21 protein-coding genes are annotated in these 22,796 nt (G+C 52.8%); 15 read left to right on the top strand and 6 right to left on the bottom strand.

Annotated features, from left to right (window positions below; translation table 11 throughout):
- Nucleotides 1-62 precede the first annotated feature (62 nt).
- Entirely contained in the window at nt 63-902 is an 840-nt protein-coding gene (locus tag HV345_RS12625) for an aminoglycoside phosphotransferase family protein (RefSeq protein WP_181635625.1), read from the bottom strand.
- A 190-nt stretch (nt 903-1,092) separates the two neighbouring features.
- On the opposite strand from HV345_RS12625, the gene HV345_RS12630 reads away from it, so the two are divergent.
- Nucleotides 1,093-1,884 carry an MBL fold metallo-hydrolase gene (locus HV345_RS12630; protein ID WP_181635626.1) on the top strand — a complete coding sequence of 264 codons (792 nt, stop codon included), beginning with the start codon at nt 1,093-1,095 and terminating at the stop codon, nt 1,882-1,884.
- A 22-nt stretch (nt 1,885-1,906) separates the two neighbouring features.
- On the opposite strand, the gene HV345_RS12635 is transcribed toward HV345_RS12630, so the two are convergent.
- Nucleotides 1,907-2,251 carry a DUF1294 domain-containing protein gene (locus tag HV345_RS12635; RefSeq protein ID WP_149381836.1) on the bottom strand — a complete coding sequence of 115 codons (345 nt, stop codon included), beginning with the start codon at nt 2,249-2,251 and terminating at the stop codon, nt 1,907-1,909.
- A gap of 65 nt (nt 2,252-2,316) precedes the next feature.
- Here HV345_RS12635 and rstB point away from each other — a divergent pair, with 65 nt between their 5' ends.
- Together rstB and tus are read left to right on the top strand one after the other, a co-directional pair.
- The gene (rstB, locus tag HV345_RS12640; RefSeq protein WP_016153020.1) at nt 2,317-3,618 is read left to right on the top strand and encodes a two-component system sensor histidine kinase RstB; all 1,302 of its coding nucleotides are present in this window, start codon (nt 2,317-2,319) and stop codon (nt 3,616-3,618) included.
- Nucleotides 3,619-3,691: 73 nt separating this feature from the next.
- A complete protein-coding gene (gene tus / locus HV345_RS12645; RefSeq protein WP_047500512.1) occupies nt 3,692-4,621 on the top strand; it encodes a DNA replication terminus site-binding protein in 930 nt (309 codons plus the stop codon).
- Here tus and fumC read toward each other — a convergent pair.
- Both fumC and fumB read right to left on the bottom strand, forming a co-directional pair.
- Entirely contained in the window at nt 4,618-6,021 is a 1,404-nt protein-coding gene (gene fumC, locus HV345_RS12650) for a class II fumarate hydratase (protein WP_181635627.1), read from the bottom strand. The two genes, tus and fumC, sit on opposite strands and share 4 nt — an antisense overlap.
- A 141-nt stretch (nt 6,022-6,162) precedes the next feature.
- A complete protein-coding gene (gene fumB / locus HV345_RS12655) occupies nt 6,163-7,809 on the bottom strand; it encodes a class I fumarate hydratase (RefSeq protein WP_181635628.1) in 1,647 nt (548 codons plus the stop codon).
- Between the two features lie 262 nt (nt 7,810-8,071).
- Here fumB and manA point away from each other — a divergent pair, with 262 nt between their 5' ends.
- Both manA and HV345_RS12665 read left to right on the top strand, forming a co-directional pair.
- Complete coding sequence (gene manA, locus HV345_RS12660) at nt 8,072-9,247, top strand: mannose-6-phosphate isomerase (protein ID WP_019076743.1); 1,176 nt, start codon at nt 8,072-8,074, stop codon at nt 9,245-9,247.
- Nucleotides 9,248-9,353: 106 nt separating this feature from the next.
- Entirely contained in the window at nt 9,354-10,862 is a 1,509-nt protein-coding gene (locus tag HV345_RS12665) for a YdgA family protein (RefSeq protein WP_029139531.1), read from the top strand.
- Nucleotides 10,863-10,907: 45 nt separating this feature from the next.
- Here the strand turns inward: HV345_RS12665 and HV345_RS12670 are convergent, their stop codons facing one another.
- Entirely contained in the window at nt 10,908-11,936 is a 1,029-nt protein-coding gene (locus tag HV345_RS12670) for a Mal regulon transcriptional regulator MalI (RefSeq protein WP_016153014.1), read from the bottom strand.
- A 169-nt stretch (nt 11,937-12,105) separates the two neighbouring features.
- On the opposite strand from HV345_RS12670, the gene malX reads away from it, so the two are divergent.
- The 3 genes from malX (at nt 12,106) to add (ending at nt 15,983) form a co-directional block, all read left to right on the top strand.
- Entirely contained in the window at nt 12,106-13,698 is a 1,593-nt protein-coding gene (gene malX / locus HV345_RS12675) for a maltose/glucose-specific PTS transporter subunit IIBC (protein WP_075848264.1), read from the top strand.
- Between the two features lie 10 nt (nt 13,699-13,708).
- Nucleotides 13,709-14,881 (top strand): MalY/PatB family protein, encoded by a 1,173-nt coding sequence (locus HV345_RS12680; protein WP_103766272.1) that lies wholly within the window; start codon nt 13,709-13,711, stop codon nt 14,879-14,881.
- Nucleotides 14,882-14,981: 100 nt separating this feature from the next.
- Nucleotides 14,982-15,983, top strand: coding sequence for an adenosine deaminase (gene add, locus HV345_RS12685; protein WP_181635629.1), 1,002 nt, complete (start codon nt 14,982-14,984; stop codon nt 15,981-15,983).
- A 52-nt stretch (nt 15,984-16,035) separates the two neighbouring features.
- Here add and HV345_RS12690 read toward each other — a convergent pair whose 3' ends face one another.
- Entirely contained in the window at nt 16,036-17,076 is a 1,041-nt protein-coding gene (locus HV345_RS12690) for an oxidoreductase (RefSeq protein WP_016153010.1), read from the bottom strand.
- 241 nt (nt 17,077-17,317) lie between these two features.
- Between HV345_RS12690 and blr the strand changes: the two genes are divergently transcribed.
- The 7 genes from blr to rsxD all read left to right on the top strand — a co-directional run bounded on the left by blr (nt 17,318) and on the right by rsxD (nt 22,790).
- A complete protein-coding gene (gene blr, locus HV345_RS12695; RefSeq protein WP_019076739.1) occupies nt 17,318-17,443 on the top strand; it encodes a division septum protein Blr in 126 nt (41 codons plus the stop codon).
- A gap of 293 nt (nt 17,444-17,736) precedes the next feature.
- Entirely contained in the window at nt 17,737-17,952 is a 216-nt protein-coding gene (gene ydgT, locus HV345_RS12700) for a transcription modulator YdgT (protein WP_003832804.1), read from the top strand.
- 91 nt (nt 17,953-18,043) lie between these two features.
- Nucleotides 18,044-18,484, top strand: a complete 441-nt coding sequence (locus HV345_RS12705) for a DUF2569 domain-containing protein (protein ID WP_016153009.1) — start codon at nt 18,044-18,046, stop codon at nt 18,482-18,484.
- A 76-nt stretch (nt 18,485-18,560) separates the two neighbouring features.
- On the top strand, nt 18,561-19,142 hold the full coding sequence (rsxA, locus tag HV345_RS12710; RefSeq protein WP_003029144.1) for an electron transport complex subunit RsxA: 582 nt from the start codon (nt 18,561-18,563) through the stop codon (nt 19,140-19,142).
- The gene (rsxB, locus tag HV345_RS12715; protein WP_006684670.1) at nt 19,142-19,720 is read left to right on the top strand and encodes an electron transport complex subunit RsxB; all 579 of its coding nucleotides are present in this window, start codon (nt 19,142-19,144) and stop codon (nt 19,718-19,720) included. Before rsxA ends, rsxB begins: the two co-directional genes overlap by 1 nt.
- The gene (gene rsxC / locus HV345_RS12720; protein ID WP_181635630.1) at nt 19,713-21,737 is read left to right on the top strand and encodes an electron transport complex subunit RsxC; all 2,025 of its coding nucleotides are present in this window, start codon (nt 19,713-19,715) and stop codon (nt 21,735-21,737) included. The genes rsxB and rsxC overlap by 8 nt, the downstream gene beginning before the upstream one ends.
- Nucleotides 21,738-22,790, top strand: coding sequence for an electron transport complex subunit RsxD (rsxD, locus tag HV345_RS12725; RefSeq protein ID WP_181635631.1), 1,053 nt, complete (start codon nt 21,738-21,740; stop codon nt 22,788-22,790).
- The last annotated feature ends 6 nt before the right edge of the window (nt 22,791-22,796 follow it).

A 22,796-nucleotide genomic window follows, 5' to 3' on the forward strand; every position in this document is an offset into this window, starting at 1 on the left:
ATTAATAAAACATTTACCAGGCTAATGATAACTCTAAAGAATTACCAGCCCAGTGTCGTAGATCAAAATTGATTACCCCCAAAAGCGAGTTCCGCGCTCGCTAACTCTGCGATGCGCAGGGGTATCGTGGCGCAGTCGCCTTCTTGCAGAAACCAGGCAGACGACAACCCACACCAGGCAATAATCCACATCAGCAAACGTTGCCGTTCAATCCTCGCGATTTCAGACACAATATTTACCCGTTGTGCGAATCTTTCTGGCTCAATGGCGACAGGTTTGGTGGGATCGGCAAGATCGGGATTAGTAAAAATATTGGCGTAATCAAAGCCACGCTCACCCACCAGCCCTTTAGGATCGATAGCCAGCCATCCTTTCGTTCCGAAATCAAGAATATTGCCGTGGTGTAAGTCACCGTGCAATACGACTTCATTCAGGGGAGAGGAGAGCAATACGTTTGCCACCTCTGCACAATGCGTCAGGATGCCGCCATGCTTTTTCGCGGCAGGAGCCAGATCGCGAAACCAATAAAGTAGCGGTGTTAACGCAGGCGTTGACGCATTCCGGGGGAGATGGAGTCGACTGGCTGCATGGCAAATAATGCGACAGGCCTGCGCATCATTGCCGGACCAGGACATGTCCGCTAAAGACCCCGCCCCTGTTGCACGTTCTAACAGCATCGCCCCTGCTGCATGAGCAAGCACTTTCGCAGCACCATTCCCGTTCCACCAGACCATTAGTTCGCAGCCGTTTCGTTCACTGTCATCGTCGGTGAGTTTGAGTATGGCTTTCTGACCATCTTTGGTCACCACGGGCAAAAGCTGTGATGTGTGCGTCTCAAGCGGTTGGCCATCAGGAGTAAGTCCCCAATGGCTGAGCCAGGTGTTGAACAGACTATTTTCCAAACATTATCCTCATTTTTCGCCGGAAATGACCCTCGACAGGGACGGTGTAGACATTATTCCTGCTTTCTGCTGGTTGGGCCACAACGACCCACGCCCACCATTCCTGGCTTATCGTGTAGAGCACGAAAGACCACACCCTTGCGTATCGGTGTGCCATGCTGACTGTGTTTTTTCAATAGAGGAAGACACGATGATCACGTTATGCAAAGCCTGTGGAACATCCTATGAGGTGGCAGACGCCCTTCCTGAACATTGCGATATCTGCCAGGACGAACGTCAGTATGTCCCCGCGACCGGGCAGGAATGGGTCGATTTTTCCGCACTTTGTGCTTCGCACACAAATAAGTGGCGGCAACATGACAGCACCCTCCTCAGCATCCGCACCGTTCCTGGTTTTGCAATTGATCAACGGGCGTTTATTCTGCGTACTCCAGAAGGCAATATTTTATGGGACTGCATTGCCACGCTCGACGACGCCACAAAAATGCTTATAACGTCCCTGGGCGGGCTTAAGGCCATCGCGATTTCGCATCCTCATTACTACACCACCATGCAAGACTGGGCTGACGAATTTAACGCTCCCATTTATCTCCATGCCAACGACTGCAAGTGGGTAATGCGCGACAGCCCGTGGATTAAATTTTGGGATGGCGACACCCTGGAACTAACACGCGACGTCAGTGTGATACGCCTCGGCGGACACTTTGCTGGCGGCTGCGTTCTGCACTGGGCGCGAGATGAAGGCGTGGTGCTTTCCGGCGATATCGTTCAGGTCACCCCTGGGGCGCATGCCGTCTCCTTTATGTGGAGCTACCCCAATATGTTGCCACTGCCAGCCGCAACGGTCAGCGACATTACCCACCGCCTGAGTACGGTGAAATTTAAGCAACTCTATGGCGCGTTTGAAGGGAAAGACATAACGAAAAATGCCGATGACATCGTGCAGCGCTCAGGTGAAAAGTACGTTTCCTGTCTCAAGTAAGCAGGCTGCCTGTCACTGACGTTCACCAGGATGAAATGGGATAGAAATGATAGGCCGCTCCGATGACAGACACATTAACTATCACACTGATAATAAAGTAGGTTTTGAATGGCTGTTTTTGTGTTTTATGGCGAAAGAGTTGTTGAGCGGCTATCGCGCCACCCCACCCGCCAACAACGCCAAACAGCAGCAAAGTGGACTCCGGTACTCGGCGCCAGGCCCTGCGCGCTGCCATTTTATCCGCACCGTACATTGCCAACGTCAGTATGTTGGCGAGCAAAAACCATATAACAAAGGGATGCGAGGTGAAAATGCAGCCTAACGCCGTGAAAATGAGTAGTAAATAACAACAGCGATTGAAATTCATATTTTTATATCACAGCAATTTTGAGAGTATCGGTGAGCATTATATTATGTATTCGGTGATTTTTTATGAAGAAGCTGTTTGTACAGTTTTATCTCCTGCTGTTTGTCTGCTTTCTGGTGATGACCCTGCTGGTCGGCCTGGTCTATAAATTCACCGCAGAGCGCGCAGGCAGACAATCGCTCGACGATTTAATGAAAAGCTCGTTATACCTGATGCGCAGCGAGCTTCGCGAGATCCCGCCACGTGACTGGGGTAAAACGCTGAAGGAGATGGATTTGAACCTCTCCTTTGACCTGCGCGTTGAACCGCTAAATAAGTACACGCTGGACGTTCAAACAATGCAACGTTTGCGCGAAGGCGATATCGTGGCGCTTGACGATCAGTACACATTTATTCAACGGATCCCACGCAGCCATTACGTGCTGGCCGTCGGCCCGCTTCCCTATCTCTATTTTCTTCATCAAATGCGCTTGCTGGACATCGCGTTGATGGCGTTTATTGCTATCTCACTGGCCTTTCCGGTACTTATCTGGATGCGTCCGCACTGGCAGGAAATGCTACGACTGGAAGCTGCTGCACAGCGTTTTGGGGAAGGACATCTGGGCGAACGCCTCCATTTTGACAGCGGTTCCAGCTTTGAGCGATTGGGTATCGCGTTTAACCAGATGGCAGACAATATCAATGCGCTAATCGCCAGTAAGAAACAACTTATCGATGGCATTGCCCATGAGCTTCGTACCCCACTGGTACGCTTACGTTACCGGCTGGAAATGAGTGATAACCTCACCGCGCAGGAATCCCAGGCGCTGAATCGCGATATTGGTCAACTGGAAGGGTTAATCGAAGAATTACTGACCTATGCCCGGCTGGACCGCCCGCAAAATGAACTGAAGCTCAGCGTACCAGACCTGGCCGTTTGGCTGACAACCCATCTGGAGGATGTGCAAAGCGTAAATCCTGAGCGTGCGGTGCGCTTACGCCATCTTAATATTGGCGACTACGGCGCGCTGGATATGCGCCTGATGGAGCGCGTACTGGATAATCTACTGAATAACGCCCTACGCTATTGCCAGTCTACGGTGCAAGCGAGCCTGTTATTGAATGGCAATCAGGCAACGCTGGTTGTGGAGGATGACGGTCCCGGTATTGCTCCAGACGCCCGCGAACAGGTTTTTGAACCGTTTGTACGCCTTGACCCCAGCCGTGACCGGGCGACCGGTGGTTGCGGGCTTGGGCTAGCCATTGTTCACTCGATCGCATTGGCTATGGGCGGTACGGTCGTTTGTGATGAAAGTGAACTCGGCGGCGCCCGCTTTTGTTTCAGTTGGCCCGTCTGGCATAACATTCCTGAAATTTCAGCTGCCTGACCCATTCGGCTCGGTGGTCAAATGGTGTAGGTTGTGCTATAAAAAAGTATGTTGTAACTAAAATGGTAAATCTATGGCCCGTTACGATCTCGTCGACCGCCTGAACGGCACCTTCCGCCAGATGGAGCAAGAGCTGGCGCTTCTGAACGACAATCTGTTGCAGCAGACGCTGCTGATTGCGCGCGTCTTCTCGTTACCGGAAGTGGCCAAAGAGGCAGAGCATGCCCCACTGCAGAACATTGATGTTAAGCAACATTTAGGTAAAGAGGCTGAAACGCTGGCGCTACGCCACTATCGTCATCTGTTTATCCAGCAACAGTCCGAGAATCGTAGCAGCAAAGCGGCCGTCCGCCTGCCAGGCGTACTGTGTTACCAGGTAGATAACGCAGCTCAGCGCGCTCTGGAAGAGCAAATACAGCGTATTAACCAGCTAAAAACCACCTTCGAGCGCATTGTCACGGTGGAATCAGGGCTGGCACCGGCAGCGCGTTTCGAATGGGTGCATCGCCACCTGCCGGGACTGATTACGCTGAATGCCTATCGTACGCTCACCCTTGTCAGAGAGCCTGCCACCCTGCGATTTGGCTGGGCCAACAAACACATTATTAAAAATCTGAAACGCGATGAAGTACTACAACAACTGGAAAAAAGCCTGACGTCGCCGCGCAGCGTACATCCCTGGACGCGGGAAGAGTGGCAGGCGAAGCTTGAACGGGAATATCAGGATGTCGCCGCCCTGGGCCAGCAGGCGCGCCTGAAGATTAAACGGCCGGTAAAAGTGCAGCCCATCGCCCGCGTCTGGTACAAAGGAGAACAAAAGCAGGTGCAATATGCCTGCCCGACGCCCTTGATCGCGTTGATCAACAATGAAAACGGCATGACCGTACCAGATATCGGCGAGTTACTGAATTATGATGCCGACAATGTTCAGCATCGTTTTAAACCTCAGGCGCAGCCGTTGAGATTGATTATTCCCCGGCTGCACCTGTACGTTGCGGATTAACTGCCTGACCGCATACTGCCAACCATCAGTTCCGGGCGTACCCAGCTGTCAAACTCCGCTTCGGTTAGATACCCCAGCGCCAGGGCGGAAGCTTTTAACGTCAGCCCCTCTTTGTGCGCCTTTTTGGCAATTTCAGCGGCTTTATCATAACCGATATGGGTATTGAGCGCGGTCACCAGCATTAGCGACTCGTTGAGCAGTTGATCGATTCGTTCACGATTAGGCTCGATTCCTGTCGCGCAGTGCTCGTTAAAGCTTTCCATACCGTCAGCCAGCAGACGCACCGACTGCAGGAAATTGTGGATGACCATTGGTCGGTAAACGTTGAGCTCAAAATTACCTGACGCTCCGCCCATGTTGATGGCGACATCGTTGCCCATTACCTGACAGCAAAGCATGGTCAGCGCTTCACACTGGGTAGGATTGACCTTACCCGGCATAATGGAGCTGCCCGGTTCATTTTCAGGAATCGAAATTTCACCAATCCCGCAACGCGGACCGGATGCCAGCCAGCGCACATCGTTGGCGATTTTCATCAGCGATGCCGCCAGCCCTTTTAGCGCGCCGTGGGCGTGAACCAGAGCATCGCAGGTGGCTAGCGCTTCAAATTTATTCGGTGCGGTAACGAACGGCGCATAGGTAATGTCCCGCAATTCATCCGCGACCCGACGGGCATATTCCGGATGTGTGTTCAGTCCGGTCCCTACCGCGGTTCCCCCCAGCGCCAGTTCCGCCACGTGGGGTAAGCTGTTTTCAATGTGTCTGAGGTTATGTTCAAGCATTGCCACCCAGCCGGAAATCTCCTGGCCGAGCGTAAGCGGGGTTGCATCTTGCAGATGTGTACGACCAATTTTGACGATATCCGCGAAAGCGTGTGATTTATCACTGAGCGTTTTGGTTAACACATTTAACTGCGGGATCAGTGAGTTACGCAGTGCCAGCAGCGCGGCAACGTGCATTGCGGTCGGGAACACATCATTCGAGCTTTGGCTTTTATTAACATCATCGTTGGGGTGAACTTTCCGTTCCATCCCCCGCACGCCGCCCAGCAACTCGCTGGCCCGGTTTGCCAGCACCTCGTTCATGTTCATATTGCTTTGCGTACCTGACCCGGTTTGCCAGATGGCCAGCGGAAACTCATCGCGGTGTTTATCCGCCAACACCTCATCTGCGGCCTGCATAATAGCCCTGGCTTTATCCTCCGCCAGCAGCCCGAGATCCTGGTTAACCTTTGCTGCGGCGCGTTTCGTCAGCGCCAGCGCATGGATCAGCGAGACCGGCATTTTCTCCGTAGAGATACGAAAATGCTCCAGCGAACGTTGGGTTTGCGCGCCCCAAAGCTTATCGGCTGGAACATCAATCGCCCCCATTGAATCATTCTCGCGGCGTACCGTTACCATTACCTGCTCCTTACATTAACAATTGATTAGGTTATGTTTCGACATTGCCCATTTGCATTGGTCTTATGAGTATTAACGAGGATTAATCTGTCGTTTGGTGGTTCGTGCGGTAAAAAAAACCGCCCCGAAGGGCGGCTGACGTTACTTAACGCAGCGTGCGCACTGCGACGTCTGAATCTGCTTGAAGAAATCGTTGCCTTTGTCATCCACCAGGATAAACGCCGGGAAATCTTCCACTTCAATTTTCCAGATGGCTTCCATCCCCAGTTCAGGGTATTCCACACACTCCAGACTCTTGATACTGCCCTGGGCCAGCACCGCTGCCGGGCCGCCGATACTGCCTAAGTAGAAGCCGCCATGCTTATGACAGGCATCGGTCACCTGCTGGCTGCGGTTGCCTTTCGCCAGCATGATCATGCTGCCACCTGCGGACTGAAGCTGGTCAACATACGAATCCATACGCCCTGCCGTGGTTGGTCCAAGCGAACCAGAGGCATAGCCTTCCGGCGTTTTTGCCGGGCCAGCGTAATAGATCGGATGATCTTTAACATACTGCGGCAAACTTTCGCCGTTATCCAGACGTTCTTTCAGTTTCGCATGCGCAATATCACGGCCAACAATGATGGTACCGTTAAGCGACAGACGTGTAGAAACCGGGTACTGCGACAACTGGGCCAGGATCTCTTTCATCGGACGATTGAGGTCAACGCGTACCGCTTCGCCTTCTCCCGCCTGGCGCAACTCTTCTGGTATAAATTTGCCTGGATTATGCTCCAGTTTTTCGATCCAGATACCTTCACGGTTGATCTTAGCTTTGATATTTCGATCGGCTGAGCAAGAAACGCCCATACCAACCGGACACGACGCACCGTGACGCGGCAGGCGGATCACGCGGATATCATGAGCGAAATACTTCCCGCCGAACTGCGCGCCCAGCCCCAAATTCTGTGCCTCAATCAGCAGCTCTTTTTCCAGCTCTACATCGTGGAATGCCTGACCATGTTCGTTACCTTCGGTCGGCAGCTCATCGTAATATTTAGCCGACGCCAGTTTCACCGTTTTCAGCGTGGCTTCCGCTGACGTTCCACCGATAACAAACGCAATGTGATACGGCGGACAGGCCGCTGTTCCCAGCGTTCGCATTTTCTCAACCAGGTAATTTTTTAATTTGCCCGGCGTGAGCAGCGCTTTGGTCTCCTGGTACAGATAGGTTTTGTTCGCCGAACCACCGCCTTTGGCAATACACAGGAATTTGTATTCATCGCCATCGACGGTATACAAATCTATCTGTGCCGGCAGGTTGGTACCGGTGTTCACCTCTTTATACATATCCAGCGCGGCGTTTTGTGAATAGCGCAGGTTGTCTTCGATGTAGGTGTTATACACACCGCGCGCCAGCGCAGCTTCATCCCCGCCGCCGGTCCAGACGCGCTGACCTTTTTTACCCACGATAATCGCGGTGCCGGTGTCCTGACAGGTCGGCAAAATACCTTTTGCCGCAATATCAGAATTCCGCAGGAATTGCAGGGCCACATATTTGTCGTTTTCGCTGGCCTCCGGGTCACGCAGAATGTCGGCCACCTGCTGCTGATGCGCTGGACGCAGCATAAACGATGCATCATGGAAGGCCTGACGAGCCAGCAGCGTTAAGGCTTGCGGCGCGACTTTAACGATCTCCTGCCCTTCAAATTCGGCAACGGAGACATGGTCGCTGGTCAGCAGATAGTATTCGGTATCATCCTTTTTGAGGGGGAAAGGATGCTGATAATGAAAGGGTTTGTTTGACATTGTGCTCTCACTTACTGCTCGGTCTGGTTATTCTCTGGGCAGATGTTCCATTGCCCTGCTTCCCTGCCGCAGGTCGGGTTGTAGAAGGAAAGGCTTTCTGCAACCGGAATTACTCAGGGTATTAAAAGCGAGTCACCATATCCTACACAATTTTTTAACAAAAACTGAGACAAGTACGACTTTTTACATGTGCAGGTTACTTCGCTCAGGGTTTCTTGGTTTAATAGCCGTAGAAAATTCCACATTGAAACAGGGCTTGAGAATGCAAAAACTCATCAACTCAGTGCAGAACTACGCCTGGGGAAGTAAAACTGCGTTAACGGAACTTTATGGGATTGCCAACCCCACTCAGCAACCGATGGCTGAGCTGTGGATGGGCGCGCATCCGAAAAGCAGTTCGCAGGTTCTGAACGCTGACGGCCAGACGGTCGCTCTGCGTGATGTCATCGAACACGATAAATCCGCACTGTTAGGCGATGCTGTTGCGAAACGCTTTGGTGAACTGCCTTTCCTGTTTAAAGTGCTGTGCGCCGCGCAACCTCTTTCGATTCAGGTTCATCCTAACAAGCACAACTCTGAAATCGGATTTGCCAAAGAAAACGCGGCGGGGATCCCGATGGATGCCGCCGAGCGCAATTACAAAGATCCTAACCACAAACCGGAACTGGTTTTTGCTTTGACACCGTTCCTGGCGATGAACGCATTCCGCGAGTTCTCTGACATTGTCGCATTGTTACAACCGGTGTCCGCCGCGCATCCGGCTATTGCGCATTTCCTGCAGGAACCGAGTGCGGAACGTCTGAGCTATCTTTTCGCCAGCTTGCTGAATATGCAGGATGAGGAGAAATCCCATGCGCTGGCGATCCTGAAATCGGCGCTGAACAGCCAGCAGGGTGAACCGTGGCAAACCATTCGCCTGATCGCCGATTTCTATCCGAATGACAGCGGGCTCTTCTCCCCGCTGCTGCTCAATGTGGTGAAGCTCAATCCTGGCGAAGCGATGTTCTTATTTGCCGAAACCCCACACGCCTACCTGCAAGGTGTGGCGCTGGAGGTAATGGCTAACTCGGACAACGTGCTGCGCGCCGGACTGACGCCAAAATACATTGATATCCCGGAGCTGGTCGCCAACGTTAAGTTTGTCGCCAAGCCAGCCAATCAACTGCTGACCACGCCAGTTAAGACTGACAGCGAACTGGACTTCCCCATTCCGGTCGACGATTTCGCGTTCTCCTTACATGAACTGACCGCCAATGGCGCAGATATCAGCCAGCAAAGTGCGGCCATTTTGTTCTGCATCGAAGGTGAAGCTGTGCTGAGCAAGGGCGAGCAGCGTCTGGTGCTGCAGCCGGGTGAGTCGGCCTTTATTAGCGCGAATGAATCGCCGGTAAACGTCAGCGGCACGGGCCGTTTAGCTCGGGTTTATAACAAGCTGTAGCAAGATACTGATATTTTTAACAACTCTTGCTAAGCTGTAGTGAGTTAAAGACATGTCACTCCTCCAGGCGTCTTCAAACGCCTGGTTTTATTTTATGGATATCAAAATGAAAAAATCGCTGGTAGCTGCGGGTGTGGTGGTTGCACTGGGTATCGTCTGGACGGGCGGCGCCTGGTACACAGGAAAGAAACTCGAAACGCATCTCGCCGAGATGGTGACGCAGGCAAACGATCAGTTAAAACGCTACTCCCCAGAGGCGGGCATTGAACTGAGTTATCAAAACTACCAGCGCGGCGTGTTCAATAGCCAACTGCAGTTGGTGGTGAAACCTGTCGCCGGTCAGGCAGATTCCTGGCTGAAACCGGGACAAAGCATCGTCCTGAATGAAACCGTGGATCACGGCCCTTTCCCGCTGGCTCAGCTGAAATCACTGAATCTTGTTCCGGCAATGGCCTCCGTGAAAACGACGCTGGTCAATAACGACGTGACGAAACCGCTGTTTGATATTGCCAAAGGTGAGACGCCATTCATCATTAATTCCCGTATTGGCTACAGTGGGGATACCCGTTCCGATCTCTCCCTCAAACCGCTGAACTACGAGAAAGGCGACGAAAAAGTGGCCTTTAGTGGCGGGGAGTTCCAGTTTACGGCAGATAAGGATGGTAATGCGGTGTCGCTGACTGGCGAGGCGCAAAGTGGCCTGGTCAATGCCGTCAATGAGTATGATCAGAAAGTACAAGTTACTTTCAATAACCTGAAAACTGAAGGTTCCAGCAGTATCGCAAGCTTTGGTGAGCGCATCGGCGATCAGAAATTGTCCCTCGAAAAACTGTCGATTTCAGTCGAGGGCAAAGAGCTGGCGGTGCTGGAAGGCATGGGTATCGATGGCAAATCCGATCTGATTAACGATGGCAAAACCGTCAACAGCCAGTTGGATTACACCCTGAACAGCCTTAAATTGCAGGGCCAGGATATGGGGAGCGGTAAGCTGACGTTGAAAGTTGGTCAGATTGACGGTGAAGCGCTGCACCAGTTCAGCCAGCAGTACAGCGCCCAAACCAAAGCGCTGATGGCGCAGATTGATGTGGTCCAAAATCCTGAGCTTTATCAGCAGAAAGTCACCGAAGCCTTCTTTAATGCGCTACCGATTCTGATGAAAGGCGAACCGGTTGTCACCATTGCTCCACTGAGCTGGAAGAATGCAAAAGGTGAAACCACATTTAATCTGTCACTGCTGCTAAAAGATCCGACAGCAAACACGGTGGAGCCGCAAACGCTGGCCCAGGAAGTGGATCGTTCCGTCAAATCGCTGGATGCGAAACTGACCATCCCTGTCGATATGGCGACTGAGTTCATGACGCAAATTGCCAAACTGGAAGGATATCAGCAGGAAGAAGCGGCTGGTCTGGCGAAGCAACAGGTTAATGGCCTGGCGGCGATGGGGCAGATGTTCCGCATTACGACTTTGCAGGACAACGTTATCGGCACCAGCCTGCAATACGCAAACGGCCAGGTGACGCTGAACGGACAAAAAATGCCGCTGGATGAGTTTGTTGGTATGTTCGGTATGCCTTCTCTTACACAGCCGGATGCCCCTGCCATCCCGCAACAATAATCACTCGTCAGTGACAGGCCCGATAACAGTGTTTATCGGGCTTTTTTATTTCGCCGCCACCAGACGAGCGGAAAGCGTCAGATTGCGTGAATGACCTTCATCGTGGGCAATGCGTTGTAGCATACGTTCAGCAAGGGTGTATCCCATTTCACGCGCGGGCGAACAGGCCCAGGTAATCGGGATATCGTCCAACGCGTTTTCCGCCACATCAGCGAATCCGGCCAACGATATTTGCTGTTCGAAATAGCGATCGACACCAATTTCACCACTCTGACGTCCTGCTCTCATCAGGCCAAACCAGGCGCCTATGGCGATTATTTCGTTGTAGCACACCACCGCGCTGATCGTGGGATTGCGGCGTAACAGCGCCGTTACCTCTTCTGCGGCCTGCTTCTGGCTGGATGAGCACTCCAACACCCAGTCGCTATGAAACGGTAAACCATATTTTAGTAACGTTGCACAATAACCGCCGACGCGCTCTGCGCGAGTCAATGAAGAACTCTGCCCGCCCAGCCAGGCAATACGCTGGTGTCCGTGGCGGATAAGATGTTCAACCAGTAACTGTGCAGCCTGCATGTTATCGGGCCTGACGGTGTCTGCGTCATCCATGTAGCTGGCGCGTGATGCAAATACCACCGGGATCCCTTTATCAGCGGCCAACTGTTGCAGCGCATCACTGCTGCCAGCGGCCCCGGCAATGACCACGCCATCTACCCCTTGGTTGAGTAACATCGCGAAACGCTGCGCCAGCTGCTCCCCATCTTTACCGCCGTGCAGTAAGAAGACCATGCGCCCCTGCGCTTCTAACGCTTCCGTCAGACCCGCCGTCAGCTCGGCGTAAAACGGCGTTGAAAGATCGCGTACAATCAAACCAACTACTCCGCTCTGCCCGCCGCGCAGCGCTGATGCCTGGCGGTTACGCACAAACCCCAGTTGCTCAATAGCAGCATTCACCCGCTCCCCAGTCGCTGATGAAATTCGCCCTTTTCCACTGAGCACCAATGAGACGGTGCTGACCGAAACCCCCGCAGCCAGCGCAACATCATGGATGGTTATTTTTTTGGCTATAGCCATAAAAACAGAAAACTCCCTGATAACGTGACAGATAAAACGTTTTATCAATCACTTATATTTATACCCCCTATTATCGTTCGATAATGTGATTTATACCGCACTAAAATTAGGTAAAACGTTTTATCTTCTCGCCATCATTAGTCAGCTAGCCTTTACAAGGAGTCGTTTGATGACGGCGAGAACCACACCAAAAATAACGTTATGGGAATTTTTCCAGCAGTTGGGCAAAACCTTTATGCTGCCTGTAGCGCTGCTCTCATTTTGCGGGATCATGTTGGGGATCGGCAGCTCGTTGAGCAGCCATGATGTCTTAACGCTGATCCCGGCGTTGGGGAATCCGCTGCTGCAGGCCATCTTTACCTGGATGAGTAAAGTTGGATCATTTGCGTTTAGCTTCCTGCCAGTCATGTTCTGTATTGCCATTCCTCTGGGCCTGGCGCGCGAGAACAAAGGCGTTGCGGCGTTCGCCGGTTTTGTCGGTTATGCGGTCATGAACCTCGCCGTCAATTTCTGGTTAACCGCCAAAGGTATCTTACCCACCACAGATGCGGCGATCCTGAAAGCCAACAACGTGCAAAACATTCTGGGGATCCAGTCGATCGACACCGGGATCCTCGGTGCCGTTATTGCCGGGATCATTGTCTGGATGCTGCATGAACGCTTCCACAACATTCGTCTGCCGGATGCGCTGGCGTTTTTCGGTGGTACGCGCTTTGTGCCTATCATCTCCTCGGTGGTGATGGGATTGGTCGGGCTAGTCATTCCCCTGATTTGGCCGGTTTTCGCCATGGGCATTACCGGACTCGGTCACATCATCAATAGCGCGGGGGAATTTGGTCCTATGCTGTTTGGTACCGGTGAGCGTCTGTTGCTGCCTTTTGGCCTGCACCATATTCTGGTGGCACTCATTCGCTTCACCGAAGCTGGCGGCACACAGGAAGTCTGCGGCCATAGCGTGAGCGGCGCACTGACTATTTTCCAGGCTCAACTGAGCTGCCCGACAACGCAAGGTTTCTCTGAAAGCGCAACACGTTTCCTGTCCCAGGGTAAAATGCCGGCGTTCCTCGGCGGTTTACCGGGTGCGGCATTAGCCATGTACCACTGCGCACGCCCTGAAAATCGTCATAAAATTAAAGGGTTATTAATTTCTGGTCTGATTGCCTGTGTCATCGGCGGTACAACTGAACCACTCGAGTTCTTATTCCTGTTCGTCGCTCCGGTTCTGTATGTAATCCACGCCCTGCTAACCGGTCTTGGCTTCACCGTGATGGCAGTGCTTGGCGTCACTATCGGTAACACTGACGGTAACCTGATTGACTTCGTGGTGTTCGGCATCCTGCACGGATTGTCCACCAAGTGGTACCTGGTCCCTGTTGTCGCGGCTATCTGGTTTGCGGTGTACTACGTGATCTTCCGCTTCGCCATCACGCGTTTCAATTTGAAGACGCCGGGCCGTGAAGTCGAAATTGCCAGCAATATCGAAAAAGTAATGGCCGGAGCGCCTGGTAAATCAGGTTATAACGTCCCTGCTATTCTGGCGGCGCTGGGCGGCGCAGAAAACATTGTCAGCCTGGATAATTGCATCACCCGTCTGCGCTTGTCAGTGAAAGATATGTCGCTTGTTAACGTACAGGCTCTGAAGGACAATCGTGCCATTGGCGTAGTACAACTCAATCAGCATAACCTTCAGGTCGTTATCGGTCCGCAGGTCCAGTCAGTGAAAGACGAGATCGCGGTTCTGATGAACACCGTACAGGCTTAAGGATAACAATATGTTTGATTTTTCAAAGGTTGTGGACAGGCACGGTACCTGGTGTACTCAGTGGGATTACGTTGCCGACCGTTTTGGTTCAGCCGACCTGCTGCCATTCACCATCTCCGATATGGATTTTGCCACCGCACCTTGCATTCTGGAGGCGCTGACTCAGCGCCTGTCACATGGCGTGTTGGGTTACAGCCGCTGGAAAAACGATGAGTTTCTGGCGGCGATAAGCCACTGGTTTCTTTCGCGGCATAACACTCAAATAGATCCTCAGTCGCTGGTATATGGCCCCTCGGTCATCTATATGGTGTCGGAGTTGATCCGCCAGTGGTCATCCGTGGGCGATGCGGTGGTTATCCATACTCCGGCGTACGATGCGTTTTACAAAGCGATTGAAGGTAATCAGCGCCAGGTGTGCGCAGTCGGACTAGAAAAACGCGCCGACGGCTGGTTTTGTGACATGGTTGCGCTGGAGAAAGCCCTGTCTCGACCTGAAAGCAAAATTCTTCTGCTTTGCAGCCCACAAAACCCAACGGGCAAAGTGTGGACGCGCGACGAGCTGGAAACCATGGCGGAACTGTGTCAGCGCCATGGTGTAAAAGTTATCTCCGATGAGATTCATATGGATATGGTATGGTCAGACCGGCCGCACATCCCGTGGAGTAACGTCGCGCGTGGCAGTTGGGCACTGCTCACTTCCGGCTCAAAGAGTTTTAATATTCCGGCATTAACCGGGGCTTACGGACTCATTGAAGATGCTCAAAGCCGCAACGATTACCTCAGCGCGTTAAAAGGCCGCGATGGTCTTTCCTCGCCTGCGGTGCTGGCGCTTAGCGCACATATTGCCGCTTATCAACAGGGTGCAAGCTGGCTTGATGCGCTGCGCGATTATCTTGCCAGCAATCTGCATTACGTTGCGCGTGAGCTTAATGCCGCATTCCCCGAACTCAACTGGCAGATTCCGCAATCCACCTATCTGGCATGGATTGACCTGCGTCCGCTCAATATTGATGACCATGCCTTGCAGGATGTTCTCATCCACCAGCAGAAAGTCGCTATCATGCCGGGATACACCTACGGAGAAGAAGGTCGCGGTTTTGTACGCCTCAATGCCGGATGCCCAAGATCCAAGCTTGAAAAAGGCGTTCAGGGGCTGATTAACGCCATCCGTTCTGTACGCTAATTAATTTTGCGCAATGAAATTATTCATTGCGCAACATAGCTTTTTATCCCGATTTTTTCATATAATACGACGCACTTTACCTAAATACACGAGTGCGACCATGATTGATACTTCCCTCCCCCTGACCGACGTCCATCGCCACCTTGATGGTAACATCCGTGCCCAAACGATCCTGGAACTGGGTCGTCAGTTCAATTTAACGCTTCCGGCACAAACGCTGGAAACGCTGATCCCTCATGTGCAAGTCACATCAACTGAGCCGGATTTAGTGAGCTTTTTATCCAAGCTCGACTGGGGCGTGAAGGTACTGGCCTCGCTGGATGCGTGTCGCCGCGTGGCATTTGAGAATATTGAGGATGCAGCACGTAACGGCCTGCACTATGTAGAATTACGTTTTTCACCCGGCTATATGGCGATGGCGCATCAACTCCCCGTTGCGGGCGTGGTTGAAGCCGTCATTGCCGGCGTTCGCGAGGGCTGCAAGACCTTTGGCGTCGAAGCTCGCTTAATTGGCATTATGAGCCGTACCTTTGGCGAAGCCGCCTGCCTGCAGGAACTGGATGCGCTGTTAGCCCACCGTGACCATATTACGGCACTGGATCTGGCTGGTGACGAACTCGGTTTCCCGGGCAGTCTGTTCCTGTCGCATTTCAATCAGGCGCGCGACGCCGGCTGGCGTATTACCGTACATGCGGGCGAAGCCGCGGGACCAGAAAGTATCTGGCAGGCCATTAAAGAGCTTGGCGCAGAACGTATTGGTCACGGCGTTAAAGCCGTTGAAGATCGTGCGTTGATGGATTACCTCGCCGAACACCGTATCGGCATCGAATCCTGCCTGACATCGAACATTCAGACCAGCACAGTCGCCTCTCTGGCAACCCACCCGCTGAAAACATTCCTTGAGCATGGCGTTTTAGCCAGCTTGAATACGGACGATCCGGCGGTACAGGGTATGGATATTATTCACGAGTACACCATTGCCGCGCCAGCAGCAGGACTCACGCGCGAACAGATCCGTCAGGCGCAAATCAACGGCCTGGAAATGGCATTTCTGAGTAACGAAGAAAAACGCGCCCTGCGCGAGAAAGTCGCCGCAGCGTAACAGTGAAAGTGCCGGATGAGATGCTGAGCATCGCCATCCGGCATTTGCCTAATCAGGCAAGGCACAGCGTCGAGCGATGTTTTGCCGATTCAAGACCCAGCTCAATCAGCTCCATGATTTGAATAGCTTGTCTCGCCGGTACCGGGTTTTCACCGTGACCATTTAGCGCATCACGAATGCCAGCATAGTACGCCGGGTAATTACCCGGTACAGTCAGCCAGGTCTCTTCAACCTGCTCTTCACCTTCTATTCGCGTCAACACGCCATCGCGCATGTCGTAACCCCAGTCTTCCTGAGGCAGTCGCTCGCCATTTTTCAGACGCTCTTCCTGCGGGTCAAGACCATACTTCACATAGCTGCCACGCGATCCGTGCACGATATAACGGGCCGACTCAGCGGCAGCGAGCATGGTGCCGTGCAGAATCACACGACGCTGCGGGTAAGTCAGGATGGCATGGAAGTAATCCGTCGCTTGCGCACCTGGGCGAAGCTGAGCCAGGTCTACCGTCATGCTGACGGGCAAACCAAACAGGTTAATCGCCTGATCCAGAAGATGCGGTGCTAAATCATACCAGATGCCGCTTCCCGGCCCCCCCTGTTCACGCCAGCGGTCACGAACCTGCGGGCGGAATCGATCGAAATGGGATTCGAAATACGCCACCTCCCCCAAAACGCCATCCGCCAGCAGGGCTTTCAACGTCAGAAAATCACTGTCCCAGCGGCGGTTATGGAAAACGGACAGCACGCGGCCAAGGCTACGCGCCAACGCATCCAGTTCGCGTGCTTGTGACAGTGTCACGGTGAAAGGCTTATCAACAACCACATGTTTGCCCGCTTCCAGCGCAGCCTTCGCTAACGGGAAGTGAGTGTCATTAGGCGTGGGGATCACAATCAGGTCGATATTCGGATCGTTAAAAAGGTGTTTAGGCTCAGCAACAACCGCCACCGTTGGCCAGTCTGCCTTCACTTTTGCTTCATCACTACTGGAAACCGCAGCCAGTTCGAGGCCCGGTGTGCCCACAATCAGGGGGGCATGGAAGGTTTTACTGGCGTAACCATAGCCAATTAGCCCAACGCGGATGTTGTCACTCATGTTATAGCCTCTCAATTCAGGACTGACCTATTTCACACCATACCCTGCAACGTCTCAATAGTTTAATAACCATTGCGCTACAAAGGTTGTTTATTAACTTAAGTCAAACATATGCCACTTATGCTTAACTTGCAGCGAAAAAGAGGGAGAAATCGTTCCCAATTATCTTGCTGTATTATTGAGAGATTAGTAACATTTGCAGCCTGTGTTTATGGATAAATCAAAGCAAATGTCATCAGTAATGAATCGTCTTATTGAATTAGCAGGTTGGATTGTTCTCACCGTCTCCGTGATCCTGCTGGGTGTTGCCAATCATATTGACAATTACCAGCCACCGGAGCCCGTTGCTGCTGTGCAGAAGAAATAAGCATCTGCAGTCCCTTATAACCCGGCAATTAACATCGAGTAACGGCAGGGTTTGGCTGCAAAAGATCGAATTTTGTCAAAAAAAGAGAATAATGCCGCATCCCACTCCGGTGCATATTGCCTGCTGTAGCGAAGCGCGTTACCCTTACCGCAGGTGCGCATAGCGCCTGCTTTTCCACAGGTATGAACACTCTTCTCACATTTGCGCGTCAATCCGCTTTTACCTGTGCATGTTGTTTATTATTTATATTTACTACTCCGTTGGTATTATTTTATTAATATGGATTTCCATTTATGACTGTTCAGGATTACTTATTAAAATTCCGCAAAATCAGTTCACTCGAAAGTCTGGAAAAACTGTTCGACCATCTTAACTACACGCTCACCGACGATAGCGACATTATCAATATGTATCGCGCTGCAGACCATCGCCGTGCCGAGCTTATCTCAGGAGGTCGTCTGTTTGATGTTGGTCAGGTACCCAAATCAGTCTGGCATTACGTGCAATAAAGAAGAAAGTAGCGCTCAACGTTAAAAGCTTTATAATAATTGCCCCAAAATGAATGGCATGTTTGATTGCGCGCGTAAACCTGGAGAAAAGATGACTACCACACCGGCACAACGTATCGGGGGCTGGCTACTTGGGCCACTGGCCTGGCTGTTAGTCGCATTGTTGAGCGCTTCGCTGGCGTTATTACTTTATGTCACTGCGCTGGCTACACCGCAAACCTTCCAAACGCTGGGTGCGCAAAGTACGGCAAATTTGCTGTTATGGGGCGTCTCTTTTATTACCGCGATTGCCATGTGGTATTACACGCTGTGGCTGACGATTGCGTTTTTCAAACGCAGAGCCTGTGTGCCTAAGCATTATATTCTATGGCTGCTGATCTCCGTGTTACTGGCGATTAAAGCGTTTGCGTTTTCACCGGTTCCGGACGCCTTTGCCGTGCGCCAACTGCTGTTCCCATTGCTGGCTGCAGCACTGCTGGTGCCCTATTTCAAACGCTCGCAACGCGTTAAATCGACGTTTGTGAATCCGTAATAACCCTACAGTTAACCTGTTGTCGCCTGTTGTAGATTGTCAGATAATAGGCGGCTTTTTTATTTCAGGCCGAAAAATGACTGATTACCTGCTGCTGTTTGTCGGAACTGTACTGGTCAATAACTTTGTACTGGTCAAGTTTCTGGGGCTCTGCCCGTTTATGGGCGTTTCCAAAAAACTGGAAACCGCAATGGGTATGGGCCTTGCCACGACGTTTGTCATGACACTGGCATCCATCTGCGCATGGCTGATTGACACCTGGATCCTTATTCCACTCAATCTCATCTATCTGCGTACGCTGGCTTTTATTCTGGTCATCGCCGTCGTCGTGCAATTTACCGAGATGGTTGTACGCAAAACCAGCCCTGCACTTTACCGCCTGCTGGGGATCTTCCTACCGCTGATCACCACTAACTGCGCGGTATTAGGCGTGGCGTTACTGAACATCAACCTCGGTCATAACTTTTTACAGTCGGCGCTATACGGTTTTTCCGCCGCCGTCGGCTTCTCACTGGTGATGGTACTGTTCGCCGCCATCCGCGAACGCCTCGCCGTGGCGGACGTGCCTGCTCCGTTTCGCGGTAATGCGATTGCGCTGATTACCGCTGGTTTAATGTCATTGGCCTTTATGGGCTTTAGTGGTTTGGTGAAGTTGTAATGAATGCTATCTGGATTGCCGTTGCCGCAGTGAGTCTACTGGGTCTGGCGTTCGGCGCTATTTTGGGTTATGCCTCACGACGTTTTGCCGTGGAAGATGATCCTGTCGTGGAGAAAATTGATGAAATTCTCCCGCAAAGCCAGTGTGGACAATGCGGCTATCCGGGCTGTCATCCTTACGCTGAAGCGATCGGCTCCCAGGGCGAAAAAATCAACCGTTGCGCACCCGGTGGCGAAGCGGTGATGTTAAAAATTGCCGCCCTGCTGAACGTCGACCCGCAGCCGATTGATGGTGATGAACACGATGTTACCCCCGTGCGTATGCTGGCGGTCATTGATGAAAATAACTGTATCGGTTGTACAAAGTGCATTCAGGCCTGCCCGGTTGATGCGATCGTGGGCGCGACCCGCGCCATGCACACGGTGATGAGCGATCTCTGCACCGGGTGCAACCTGTGCGTTGACCCGTGCCCGACGCAATGTATCGAATTACGCCCGGTGGCCGAGACACCTGATAGCTGGAAATGGGATTTAAACACCATCCCTGTGCGCATCATTCCCGTGGAACAACATGTTTAAGTTATTCTCTGCATTCAGAAAAAACAAAATCTGGGACTTTGATGGCGGCATTCATCCACCAGAAATGAAGACCCAGTCGAACGGTACGCCGCTGCGACAGGTTCCGCTGGCGCCACGCTTTGTTATTCCGCTGAAACAACATATTGGCGCGGAGGGTGAGCTGTGCGTAAACGTAGGCGACACCGTGCTGCGTGGTCAGGCGTTAACCCTTGGGCGTGGTAAAATGCTTCCGGTACATGCGCCAACGTCAGGCACCGTTGTTGCTATTGCGCCGCATTCTACTGCACATCCATCGGCATTAGCTGAGCTGAGCGTTATTATTGACGCCGATGGCGAAGATCGCTGGATTGAGCGAGACGGCTGGGCCGATTACCGTTCCCGCAGCCGGGAAGAGCTGATCGCACGTATTCACCAGTTCGGCGTCGCCGGACTGGGTGGCGCGGGTTTTCCCACCGGCGTTAAGCTGCAGGGCGGCGGAGATAAAATTGAAACGCTGATCATTAACGCTGCTGAATGCGAGCCGTACATTACGGCTGATGACCGCCTGATGCAGGACTGCGCGGCGCAGGTCGTCGAAGGTATCCGCATCCTGGCGCATATTCTTCAGCCACGCGAAATTCTACTGGGCATTGAAGATAACAAGCCACAGGCAATTTCCATGCTGCGCGCGGTGCTGGCTGATTCACACGATATCAGCTTACGCGTGATCCCCACCAAGTACCCGTCAGGCGGGGCCAAGCAGTTAACGCAAATCCTGACCGGCAAGCAGGTTCCCCACGGGGGACGCTCTTCAGATATCGGCGTGCTGATGCAAAACGTTGGAACCGCCTACGCGATTAAACGTGCGGTGATTGACGGAGAACCGATTACCGAGCGTGTCGTGACGCTGACCGGCGAAGCCGTCAGCCGTCCGGGCAACGTCTGGGCGCGTTTAGGCACGCCGGTTCGTCATCTGCTCAACGACGCGGGCTTTTGCCCTTCCGCCGACCAGATGGTGATTATGGGCGGGCCGCTGATGGGCTTTACGCTGCCTTGGCTGGATGTACCGGTGGTGAAGATAACCAACTGTCTTCTGGCGCCCTCTGCCAGTGAAATGGGAGAAACGCCGGAAGAGAAAGGCTGCATTCGCTGTAGCGCATGCGCCGATGCCTGTCCGGCCGATCTCCTGCCGCAACAGCTTTATTGGTTCAGTAAAGGGCAGCAGCACGACAAAGCAACGGCGCACAATATCGCGGACTGCATTGAATGCGGTGCCTGCGCCTGGGTATGCCCAAGCAATATTCCACTGGTTCAGTATTTCCGTCAGGAAAAAGCCGAGATTTATGCCATTAGTCAGGAAGAAAAACGTGCCGCTGAAGCGAAAGCGCGATTTGAAGCCCGACAGGCGCGACTCGAACGTGAAAAAGCAGCACGTCTTGAACGTCACAAAAGCGCTGCCGTTCAGCCTGCGGCTAAAGATCATGATGCCATTGCCGCCGCGCTGGCTCGCGTAAAAGAAAAGCAGGCTCAGGCAATGCAGCCGGTAGTCATTCAGGCTGGCGTAAAACCTGACAATAGTGCCGTGATTGCCGCACGCGAGGCGCGTAAGGCGCAAGCTCGCGCAACCCGGATGGAAAACCCTCCCCAAACAGGAGGCAGCAGCACAGAGGTCGATCCGCGTAAAGCTGCAGTGGAAGCTGCAATCGCTCGTGCTAAAGTCCGCAAGCTTGAGCAGCAGACGGTTACGGAAACAGCCGAACCGATGGATCCGCGTAAAGCCGCCGTGGAAGCGGCTATCGCCCGCGCCAAAGCCCGCAAGCTTGAACAGGAAACCGTAACGGAAACAGCAGAACCGGTGGATCCGCGTAAAGCCGCCGTGGAAGCGGCTATCGCCCGCGCCAAAGCTCGCAAGCTCGAGCAGCAGACGGTTACGGAAACAGTCGAACCGGTGGATCCGCGTAAAGCCGCCGTCGCGGCCGCTATTGCACGCGCTCAGGCAAAGAAAGCCGCCCAGCAGCAGGTTGTAAACGAGGAATAAATGGTATTCAGAATAGCAAGCTCCCCTTATACCCATAACCAGCGCCAGACATCGCGTATCATGATGCTGGTATTACTGGCTGCATTGCCGGGGATCGCCGCTCAGCTGTGGTTCTTTGGCTGGGGTACGTTGTTCCAGATAGTTCTGGCCGCCATCAGCGCTATCGCCGCCGAAGCGGGCGTGCTTAAACTGCGCAAACAACCCATTGCCGCGATTTTAAAAGACAACTCCGCGTTGCTCACCGGGTTACTGCTGGCCGTGAGTATTCCCCCGCTCGCCCCCTGGTGGATGGTAGTTTTAGGCACGGTATTCGCCGTTATCATTGCTAAACAGCTGTATGGCGGCCTCGGTCAGAACCCGTTTAACCCCGCCATGATTGGTTACGTGGTGCTGCTTATCTCATTCCCGGTACAGATGACAAGCTGGCTGCCGCCGCATGAAATTGCGGCGACTGTGCCTGGTTTTTTTGACGCCCTGAACGTTATCTTTAGCGGACATACCGCCAGCGGCGGGGATATGAACACGCTGCGTATGGGTATTGATGGTATCAGTCAGGCAACGCCTCTCGATACCTTTAAGACTTCGCTGCATGCAGGACGTACTGTTGAGCAGGTGATGCAATACCCAATCTTCAGCGGGATGCTTGCAGGCGCTGGCTGGCAGTGGGTTAACCTTGCCTGGCTGGCGGGCGGCGTCGTGTTGCTATGGCAGAAAGCGATTCGCTGGCATATCCCGGTTAGCTTCCTGCTGTCGCTCGCCGTTTGTGCCACTTTAGGCTGGATTTTCTCGCCAGATTCGCTGGCCTCGCCTCAGTTGCACCTACTTTCCGGCGCGACCATGCTGGGTGCATTCTTTATTCTTACCGATCCCGTTACAGCATCAACAACCAACCGTGGCCGCCTGATTTTTGGCGCACTTGCGGGCCTGTTAGTGTGGTTGATTCGCAGTTTTGGCGGTTATCCTGATGGCGTGGCTTTTGCCGTATTGCTGGCAAATATCACGGTTCCCCTGATTGATTATTACACCCGCCCTCGCGTGTACGGACATCGCTAAGGACTC

It is taken from the genome of Citrobacter sp. RHBSTW-00986 (assembly GCF_013783065.1).
Classification (GTDB): Bacteria; Pseudomonadota; Gammaproteobacteria; order Enterobacterales; family Enterobacteriaceae; genus Citrobacter; species Citrobacter braakii.